General features: G+C 34.8%; 10 protein-coding genes. 3 read left to right on the top strand and 7 right to left on the bottom strand.

Annotated features, from left to right (window positions below; all coding sequences use genetic code 11):
• Positions 1–241: 241 nt before the first annotated feature.
• Complete coding sequence (locus QWY78_RS13090) at positions 242–679, top strand: META domain-containing protein (RefSeq protein ID WP_290220546.1); 438 nt, start codon at positions 242–244, stop codon at positions 677–679.
• A 56-nt stretch (positions 680–735) separates the two neighbouring features.
• Here QWY78_RS13090 and QWY78_RS13085 read toward each other — a convergent pair whose 3' ends face one another.
• From QWY78_RS13085 to QWY78_RS13055, 7 genes are all read right to left on the bottom strand, one after another.
• Positions 736–984: a DUF8828 family protein gene (locus tag QWY78_RS13085; protein ID WP_290220544.1), complete on the bottom strand. Its 249-nt coding sequence runs from the start codon at positions 982–984 to the stop codon at positions 736–738.
• Positions 985–1,023: 39 nt separating this feature from the next.
• A complete protein-coding gene (locus tag QWY78_RS13080) occupies positions 1,024–2,343 on the bottom strand; it encodes a hypothetical protein (protein WP_290220542.1) in 1,320 nt (439 codons plus the stop codon).
• 26 nt (positions 2,344–2,369) lie between these two features.
• Entirely contained in the window at positions 2,370–3,260 is an 891-nt protein-coding gene (locus QWY78_RS13075) for a 3-hydroxybutyryl-CoA dehydrogenase (protein ID WP_290220540.1), read from the bottom strand.
• A gap of 15 nt (positions 3,261–3,275) precedes the next feature.
• Positions 3,276–3,716, bottom strand: a complete 441-nt coding sequence (locus tag QWY78_RS13070; protein ID WP_290220538.1) for a hypothetical protein — start codon at positions 3,714–3,716, stop codon at positions 3,276–3,278.
• Positions 3,717–3,747: 31 nt separating this feature from the next.
• Positions 3,748–4,566, bottom strand: a complete 819-nt coding sequence (locus QWY78_RS13065) for a M23 family metallopeptidase (RefSeq protein ID WP_290220536.1) — start codon at positions 4,564–4,566, stop codon at positions 3,748–3,750.
• A 4-nt stretch (positions 4,567–4,570) separates the two neighbouring features.
• Positions 4,571–5,467, bottom strand: coding sequence for a class A beta-lactamase, subclass A2 (gene bla, locus QWY78_RS13060; protein ID WP_290220534.1), 897 nt, complete (start codon positions 5,465–5,467; stop codon positions 4,571–4,573).
• A gap of 219 nt (positions 5,468–5,686) precedes the next feature.
• Complete coding sequence (locus tag QWY78_RS13055; protein WP_290220532.1) at positions 5,687–6,652, bottom strand: Gfo/Idh/MocA family protein; 966 nt, start codon at positions 6,650–6,652, stop codon at positions 5,687–5,689.
• Positions 6,653–6,812: 160 nt separating this feature from the next.
• On the opposite strand from QWY78_RS13055, the gene QWY78_RS13050 reads away from it, so the two are divergent.
• On the top strand, positions 6,813–7,463 hold the full coding sequence (locus QWY78_RS13050) for a protein-L-isoaspartate(D-aspartate) O-methyltransferase (RefSeq protein WP_290220531.1): 651 nt from the start codon (positions 6,813–6,815) through the stop codon (positions 7,461–7,463).
• Entirely contained in the window at positions 7,464–7,913 is a 450-nt protein-coding gene (locus QWY78_RS13045; protein ID WP_290220529.1) for a PH domain-containing protein, read from the top strand.
• Positions 7,914–7,983 lie beyond the last annotated feature (70 nt).

Genomic DNA, 7,983 nt, shown 5'->3' with positions numbered 1-7,983 from the left:
GGGAATTGTATTAAATCAATTTATGCTTATATTTGAAGAAAGGCTCAAATTATAAAAATTCAAGCCTCAAACTTTTCAACTTACACACTTTACGGGATAGTGTCTAAAAAACTCCGCAATATAAAATCGAAAAGCATTTCTGAAAAGAGATGTTTTTCTGTTTTTGACCAACATATTAAATGTTCCTGTTTATCGATAAATCAATATAATTACTTAAATTTACGGTATTAAAATTTTAAAAATGAAAGCAATTCACTTCCCACAGAAGAATATTTTCAGAAATATTTCCTTAGCAATTTTTACGGCTGCAACGATTGTTTCCTGTTCTACGATGGCGACTTCTAAATCAAAAGTTGGCAAACCACAACCGAATATTTCTAATACGCAATGGACTTTAGCGGATCAGGTAAAAGGTAAGAAACCGACCTTGGTGATAGAATCTGCCAGGATTACCGGCAATGGCGGTTGTAATAATTATTTTGGCGAGGTGATGATTGACCGTACCGTTGGAAATTTCATGGCAACAAATGTGGGTGCAACTAAAAAAATGTGTGAGCATATGAGTGAAGAAACCACCTATTTCAGTATGTTGGGTGCAGCTACGAAATATGTGGTCAACGGAACGACGCTCGAATTGTATAAAGATAATCTGCTGTTGTTGAAATTTAATAAGTTATAATGACCGGTCAATAAAACATAAAAAAAAGGAACTCAATTGTGAGTTCCTTTTTCTATTTAGTCTTCGTCTTCGTCTTCCTCGTCATCATATTTTGCGAGTTCTTCATCGCACCATTTGAAAGCTGCTTCGACTACTTTGGTCGCTTCGTCGGCAACTGTTTCTTCGTCATCGCCTTCTAGATCGTCGAACCATTCTACTTCCTCTTCCTCAACATTCAAAACAAATCTTGGGTATTCGGTATGAACTACGAATAAATCTTCAGGAAAATCTGAATTGTCTGCTAATAAAAACTTTGGTAATTTCATTTTCTTAATGTTTATAACTGGGTCAAAGATAATAATTATTTATTGAAATTGATTCTTGTCTATTTTAATTTTTCGTAAAACTTTATATTTCGTTAACGTGTTTTTTCTGAGCGTATCATTTGATTTAAAGGTTAATTTAAGATTAGGATTCACCGTGCTGATTAATTCGGCAATCCTAATTTTTTGTAAATCTTCTTCGTCTTCCAAAAAGAAATTGATACGGCCATTTTCTAATTTTTCACTTTGAAGAAATCGGGTAATCTGCTGGCGATTTTCTAAATAATTACCACGAGCAAGCCAGGTAAAGATAAAGCCCGACATTAAACTCAAAATGGTGACAGCATAGGTGTAGGAGCCAAGTATAGTCCGTAATTTTTTAAAATAGACCATCCAGATTGGTAGGGAAAAAGGAGCCAGCAATCGATAATCCAAAGCGTTTACGGAATAAAAATATTGAATAAAATAAGAACATAAAATCCCAACAAATCCGATCATAAGGAAAAATTTCTCACTTTCAGTCAAGGTATTTTTAAGGAAAAGAAATATTATCAAAAGAATATTAACCAACCCAACGCCCATAATGGCATAATTAATACGCCCACCTGCCGGATCTAAAATATGAATGAAAGGATTAAAAACCGTTGTCAATCCGGAAAAAAGCTCTCTTACTAATTTTGAGGTGGGATGTAAACCAATTTCCAAGAAACTGTCGACATAGTTTTTATTAAACCGATCGATGAATAAAAATTTATAAGAAATCACGAAAATCAATCCGATGATCCCAGCGTAAATAAAGGTGCGCGCATATTTCTTTCTAAAATGTAAAATGCCGAAAAGTCCCGTCCCAAACATGATGAATAACGCAGGATAGCGGATGTTGTACAAAGCAATTAAAACAAAACTTAAATAGATAAGCGCTGCTGATCCTGTAATTTTTTCAGTAATAATTTGATGCGAAACATATAAAAAGAGCAAGATAAAAGGAAGAATCAAGGCTTCACTCATCGTATATGAAAAGATGGATACAAAACTGAAAAGCCCACCAACGAGAATGATTTCTTTCCAGTAGAATTTCTTTTTCCAAGCAAAAAAAACGAGAAATAAATAGGCAAGAAGGCCAATAGCTTTGCTGGCCCAAAACTCGTCAAAACCAAAAAATGTCAAGAATTTTAAGCTCAGCGGATAACCTAGTGGAGTGGTCGTATTATCGATTTCTGGAAAAACCTTTGAAGTCCGCATGAACCGAATTGAATCCGGATTCACACGCCCTTTCTCATTCCATAAAAAACGAAGAATGGTCAGTGCAAAGGTGGCAATGACCAAAAATATCGGTACTAATTTTTCTTGGTTCTTATTCATTTAGTGCAAAGCTTCCATGTTTGTATTTATTTTGCAAACATTTTCGAAACCTTTTCTGCTTTTCTGCTTTCGGCATAGTCATAAAATCCTTCGCCAGATTTCACACCCAATTTTCCGGCCGTAACCATGTTTACCAATAATGGATTTGGTGCGTATTTGGGATTTTTAAATCCATCGTGCATTACATTTAATATTGCCAAGCATACATCTAAACCTATAAAATCTGCCAATTGCAAAGGTCCCATCGGATGCGCCATTCCCAGTTTCATCACCGTATCGATTTCTTCAACGCCTGCCACGCCATTGTATAATGTTTCGATCGCTTCATTGATCATCGGCATCAAAATTCTGTTGGCTACAAATCCAGGATAATCGTTGACTTCCGTTGGAACTTTGCCCAAGGTTTTACTAAGCTCATAAATCACGTCGAAAGTTTCTTTGGAAGTAGAGTAGCCTTTGATGATTTCCACCAGTTTCATTATTGGAACAGGATTCATGAAATGCATACCGATCACTTTTTCTGAGCGGTTGGTAACCGACGCTATTTTTGTAATCGAAATGGAAGAAGTGTTGGTCGCCAGAATACAGTTTTCTGGAGCTAACTCATCCATTTGTTTAAATATTTTCAGCTTTAAATCTAAATTTTCGCTGGCGGCTTCTACGATCAAGTCAGCTTGGGCGGCGCACTCTTCTAAAGTGGTATAGGTTGAAATGTTGTTTAACGTATTGGCTTTTTGCTCATCTGTCATATTTCCTTTAGCGATAATACGGTCTAGGTTTTTACTAATAATTTGCAACGCACGATCTAAATTAGCCTTTTTTAAATCGACCAAATTTACAGTAAAGCCGGCTTGTGCAAAAGTATGTGCAATTCCGTTTCCCATGGTTCCAGCGCCTATTACTACGATGTTTTTCATTTTATTTTTTTATATTTATTTTATTTTTGGATTATACAGCACTAATTTAGAATATCGATTTGTACGTTTATTCTGCTTTTTAATTAATTCGTCTTTCTTAACCAAATCATCATGAAACCGAATATTTCCATCTTGGTTGATATTTCGGGAACTTTCGAAATCATTTACAATCGATTTTATACCCGAAATAAATGTATTTTCCTTTTTGGGATTAAGCCGGTCAACACCAATATACAAAGCATATTCTCCTTCATCACCTAAACCGGTTTCTAGCCAGATTTCAAAATCTTTTAATTTGTTTTTTTGTCGAAATTCTTCTAAATAATTGATAAATGGCTGGTCAGACGGTGGCCCACAGCAAATGCTGCTGAAATCTATTCGGACATATTTTTCGTTTTTCTGCGCAAACGAAATTGCGAATAAAAGCGGGAACGAGAATAGCAGTAATTTTTTCATTCTAGGTATTTTAATAACCTTGCTGTGTTGTTTAATAGTTTTTCGTATAATGTACACCTTCTTCTAAAAGAGTGGCTTCGCTTTCAGAGGTTTTAAATTTTGTTTCTATAAATGTTCTTTTCCCGTCAATTCTATTGATGAACACTGCAAAATGTAAATGTGGTCCACTGGAAAAACCCGTACTTCCACTATAGCCAATAAGTTGGTCTTTTTTTACAAATTCTCCTTTTTTAACTTTGGCTCCATGGTATTTTAAATGAGAATAATCAGCAAAAGTTCCATCGCTGTGCATAATCACAATTTTGTTATTGTATTTTGCGCAGGAAATTGTTGGGCAGCTTTGATTAAAATTGTTGACTACAGTTACCACAATTCCGTCTCGAGCGGCCAAAATAGCACTGCCCATTTTTAAATCAAAGTCCAATGCAAATTCGTTCTGATGTGAAAACCTGCCGTTATAACCCTGAAAAATCGATTGTGTTTTTCCTTTTCCGTAGGGCAAAGAATAAATATAATCTGCATCAAAGTTTTCCTGCACCGCATTTCCGTAATTGTACCGATTGGTATAAGAGAAAGAATTTCCTTCATTTGTTTTAATAGGTGCCAGTTTTGCGACCAGAAATTTTTTAGTCTGCGCTGGAATCACGATGATCTCGTCATTGTTGTACGTACAGCTTAGATTCTTCAAAGTAAAATTAAACTGTGCAGAGATCGGCATAAACTCTTGATTATCAGCAAATATAAAAACCTCGCGGTCGATGACTTCATTGTAAAACTGAATATCCCATTTCTCTTGGGAATAAAAAGTGGTTTGAATCAATAAAAATAATAATAAAAATATCCTTTGCATCTCTTTACTTTGTGCGATAATAATCAAAAACTTTTTTAGAAATATCAGCAACCATCTTGGTATTGGTCTCTTCACTTTCCATAGAATCTGAAACGAAAACGCTGATTGCATAATGTTTTCCGTTTGGAAGTGTGATAATTCCGATGTCGTTTTCTGCAATCGTTAAACCTTTTTCATCTTTTCCAGAAGAACCTGTTTTATGCGCAACTGGAGTTCCTTTAGGCAATTGAGCCACGATTTTCGTAGTTCCAGTCGAAGTTTCCAACATTATTTTCATTAAAAAATCAGTAGATTTTTTGGAAACTATTTTTCCGTCAAAGAAATCTTTCAACAAACGATTTGCAGAATTTGTAGTCGTAGTATTCCAATAATGAAACTCAAAACCTTGGTGCATTTTTTCTTCATTTGCTTTAATGGTAAAATCCTTTATTCCTTTATTATTAATGATATTTTGAATATTTTCAGTTCCACCCAAAAGCCGTATCAAAATATCGCAACCATTATTATCACTTTGTGCAACGGTATATTTCAGCAATTCACTCAAACTCATTTCGATATTTCCCTCTGGATATTTTTTCCGAATCGGGCTCCAAGTATTTTCTAAAAGTTCAGATTTTTTAATGAAAATTTTCTGGTCTAAATTTAATTTTCCTTCATCAACTTGATCCAAAACCGCCAAAGCAATATGAAATTTAAAAACACTCAACATTGGAAGTTTTTTATTTCCATTACTATTGATGGATTTTCCCGTTTCAAAATCTAAAACAGAAACAGCGACCGTTGCGTTTTTTCCTTTTGTGATTTTTACAATTTCAGATTTTAAATCTGGGTTTCCTGCTTCCTTTTTGTGGAAGCAGGAAATTGTGAAGATTGTTATTAAAAGTAAAAGCGTTTGTTTCATAATATTTATAAAAATTTTTCTGAAATTCCCTTCTTGACTTCATTCCTCGCAATGATCTGTCCAAGTTTTTGTAGTAAGGGTAAAGGGATTTTCATTGCGAACGGTCTTTATGACAAATGACAAGTAATAATCTTGCTCTTTACCCTTTCCTTATATTCTATACTAAATTACTAATATTCAAATATAGGATGACGCAAGTACGAGTTCTTTGCAATGACGCTATTTCGAAATCAATTTAACAATCTCCAGCGCCACTTTCAACGCCTCCGTGCCGTCTTCCAAAGAAACTTCTACCATTTTATCTTCTGTAATCGCATCAGCAAAACTTTCCAGTTCATCCAGAATAGCATTGTTCGGCTGAATGTTCGGATATTCAAAAATAATCTGATTTTTTTCGCCTTCCGCATTTTCTATGATCATATCGAAATCACTCGGGTTTTCGGGTGCCGGTTTCATGCGAATTACTTCTGCTTTCTTTTCTAAAAAATCTACAGAAATATAAGCATCTTTCTGGAAAAATCGGGATTTTCGCATCGCTTTCATCGAAATTCTCGAAGTGGTGAGATTGGCAACACAACCATTTTCAAATTCAATTCTGGCATTGCAAATATCGGGAGATTTGGACACTACAGAAACGCCGCTCGCGTGAATGTTTTTCACTTTTGATTTTACGATGGATAGTAAAATATCCAAATCGTGAATCATTAAATCTAAAACCACCGAAACATCAGTTCCGCGCGGATTGAATTCTGCCAAACGGTGAATCTCAATAAACATCGGGTTTTGAATGAATTCTTTGGAACCAATAAAAGCCGGATTGTATCTTTCTACGTGACCAACCTGAGCTTTAATCCCGAATTCACGGCATTTATAGAGAATTTCTTCGGCTTGTTTTAAAGTTTGTGTCACCGGTTTTTCAATAAAGAAATGAATTCTTTTTTCAATCGCTTTCATCGCGTAATCGTAATGATATAGAGTTGGAGTTACGATATCGAGCATTTCGATTTCTTGTAAAAGATCCTCGAAATGTTCGAAATATTTGTACCCGAATTCAGCTTCTAGTTTTTTGCCGTTTTCCTGATCGGCATCGTGAAAACCAACCAGGTCGTACTTTTCTGATTGTTGAAGTAATTTTAAATGGATTTTTCCTAAATGACCTGCGCCAACTAAACCTGCTTTAAGCATAGAAAATTAATTTTGGTAAAGATAAGAAAATAGACGAAAAGGCAAGAGACTTAGAGACACGAGACTTAGAGACAGGAGACAATTATGGGGAAAAATAGAAAATTATAAAATCTCTAATCTCAAGTCTGCAAATCTCAAGTCTATTTCCTATTTTTGTCACATGCAGGATTCGTATGTTCATAAAGGAAAAAGGAAAATTTTAATCGATTATCTCCGCGATAAAATGGGCATCGCCGATGAGAATGTTTTAGCAGCGATTAACAAAGTACCGCGGCATCTTTTTCTAGAAAGTGTTTTTGAAGATTTTGCCTATGAAGATCGTGCTTTTCCGATTTTAGCGAAACAAACCATCTCGCATCCCTCTACGGTTGCTGAGCAAACTGCCCTTTTAGAAATTGAAGGAAAAGATAAAGTTTTGGAAATAGGAACTGGAAGCGGATATCAAACTGCAGTTTTAATTGCCATGGATGCGTGGGTTTATACTATTGAGCGTCAAAAAGATCTGCACGATTTTTCTCAGAAAAAATTTAGAGAATTACATCTTCGTCCGAAATTTCAAAGTTTTGGCGATGGCTTCTTAGGGCTTCCAACATTTGCTCCTTTTGATAAAATTTTAGTTACGTGTGGGGCAGAAGTTCTGCCGACAGAGTTACTTCATCAGTTAAAGTTAGGCGGGAAAATGGTGATTCCTTTAGGGAAAACCGATGAGCAAATCTTGATGCGATTTACAAAAAAATCAGACCGTGAATTCGAAAGAGAGGAATTCGGCGCTTATAAATTTGTACCGATGTTGACTAACACGAATCATTAAATGAATACAGAAAAACTAGTTTTTAAAACAAGAATCGGAAAAAGTTTTCTCGGTTTATATCTCCTGATGTTTTTGATTATTTTATCGATGAGCATCGTTACTTACTTTTCAGTCAATGATTCTTCAATATTCAGTTTTATGGCAGGAATCAGTATGGTTGCTTTGATTTTTATGGTGTCTACTTTTTTTCTATTGAAAATTAAGATTGAAGATGACTTTTTATGCGTTGACCTTTTTTATCCAATCTATAAAGTTGACATTAGAGCAATTACAATCATACAGATGGGTAAGACCATGTGGTTTGGTTTTCACAAACACGGCACGGCTACCAAAGGTTTAATCATTTCTTCACAATTCAAAAACAATGTTTACATTACTCCGGAAAATGAGGAAGAATTTCTGCAGAAATTAATGGAAATCAATCCGAATATAAATATTAAAAAAGACTAATTTGTCTTTTTTTAATTAAACATTGATGAATAAGATTATTTCTTTCGATTTTTTCAATGTTAATTAACTT

This window comes from Kaistella yonginensis (assembly GCF_030409525.1).
In the GTDB taxonomy this organism is placed as follows: domain Bacteria; phylum Bacteroidota; class Bacteroidia; order Flavobacteriales; family Weeksellaceae; genus Kaistella; species Kaistella yonginensis.
This window is presented reverse-complemented; position numbering and strand designations above follow the sequence as displayed.

What these genes read in the sequence shown, in the direction of transcription:
- bla (WP_290220534.1), bottom strand. Translation starts at nt 5,467, where the DNA reads ATGAAACAAACGCTTTTACTTTTAATAACAATCTTCACAATTTCCTGC.
- QWY78_RS13080 (WP_290220542.1), bottom strand. Translation starts at nt 2,343, where the DNA reads ATGAATAAGAACCAAGAAAAATTAGTACCGATATTTTTGGTCATTGCC.
- QWY78_RS13075 (WP_290220540.1), bottom strand. Translation starts at nt 3,260, where the DNA reads ATGAAAAACATCGTAGTAATAGGCGCTGGAACCATGGGAAACGGAATT.
- QWY78_RS13085 (WP_290220544.1), bottom strand. Translation starts at nt 984, where the DNA reads ATGAAATTACCAAAGTTTTTATTAGCAGACAATTCAGATTTTCCTGAA.
- QWY78_RS13090 (WP_290220546.1), top strand. Translation starts at nt 242, where the DNA reads ATGAAAGCAATTCACTTCCCACAGAAGAATATTTTCAGAAATATTTCC.
- QWY78_RS13045 (WP_290220529.1), top strand. Translation starts at nt 7,464, where the DNA reads ATGAATACAGAAAAACTAGTTTTTAAAACAAGAATCGGAAAAAGTTTT.
- QWY78_RS13065 (WP_290220536.1), bottom strand. Translation starts at nt 4,566, where the DNA reads ATGCAAAGGATATTTTTATTATTATTTTTATTGATTCAAACCACTTTT.
- QWY78_RS13050 (WP_290220531.1), top strand. Translation starts at nt 6,813, where the DNA reads ATGCAGGATTCGTATGTTCATAAAGGAAAAAGGAAAATTTTAATCGAT.
- QWY78_RS13070 (WP_290220538.1), bottom strand. Translation starts at nt 3,716, where the DNA reads ATGAAAAAATTACTGCTATTCTCGTTCCCGCTTTTATTCGCAATTTCG.
- QWY78_RS13055 (WP_290220532.1), bottom strand. Translation starts at nt 6,652, where the DNA reads ATGCTTAAAGCAGGTTTAGTTGGCGCAGGTCATTTAGGAAAAATCCAT.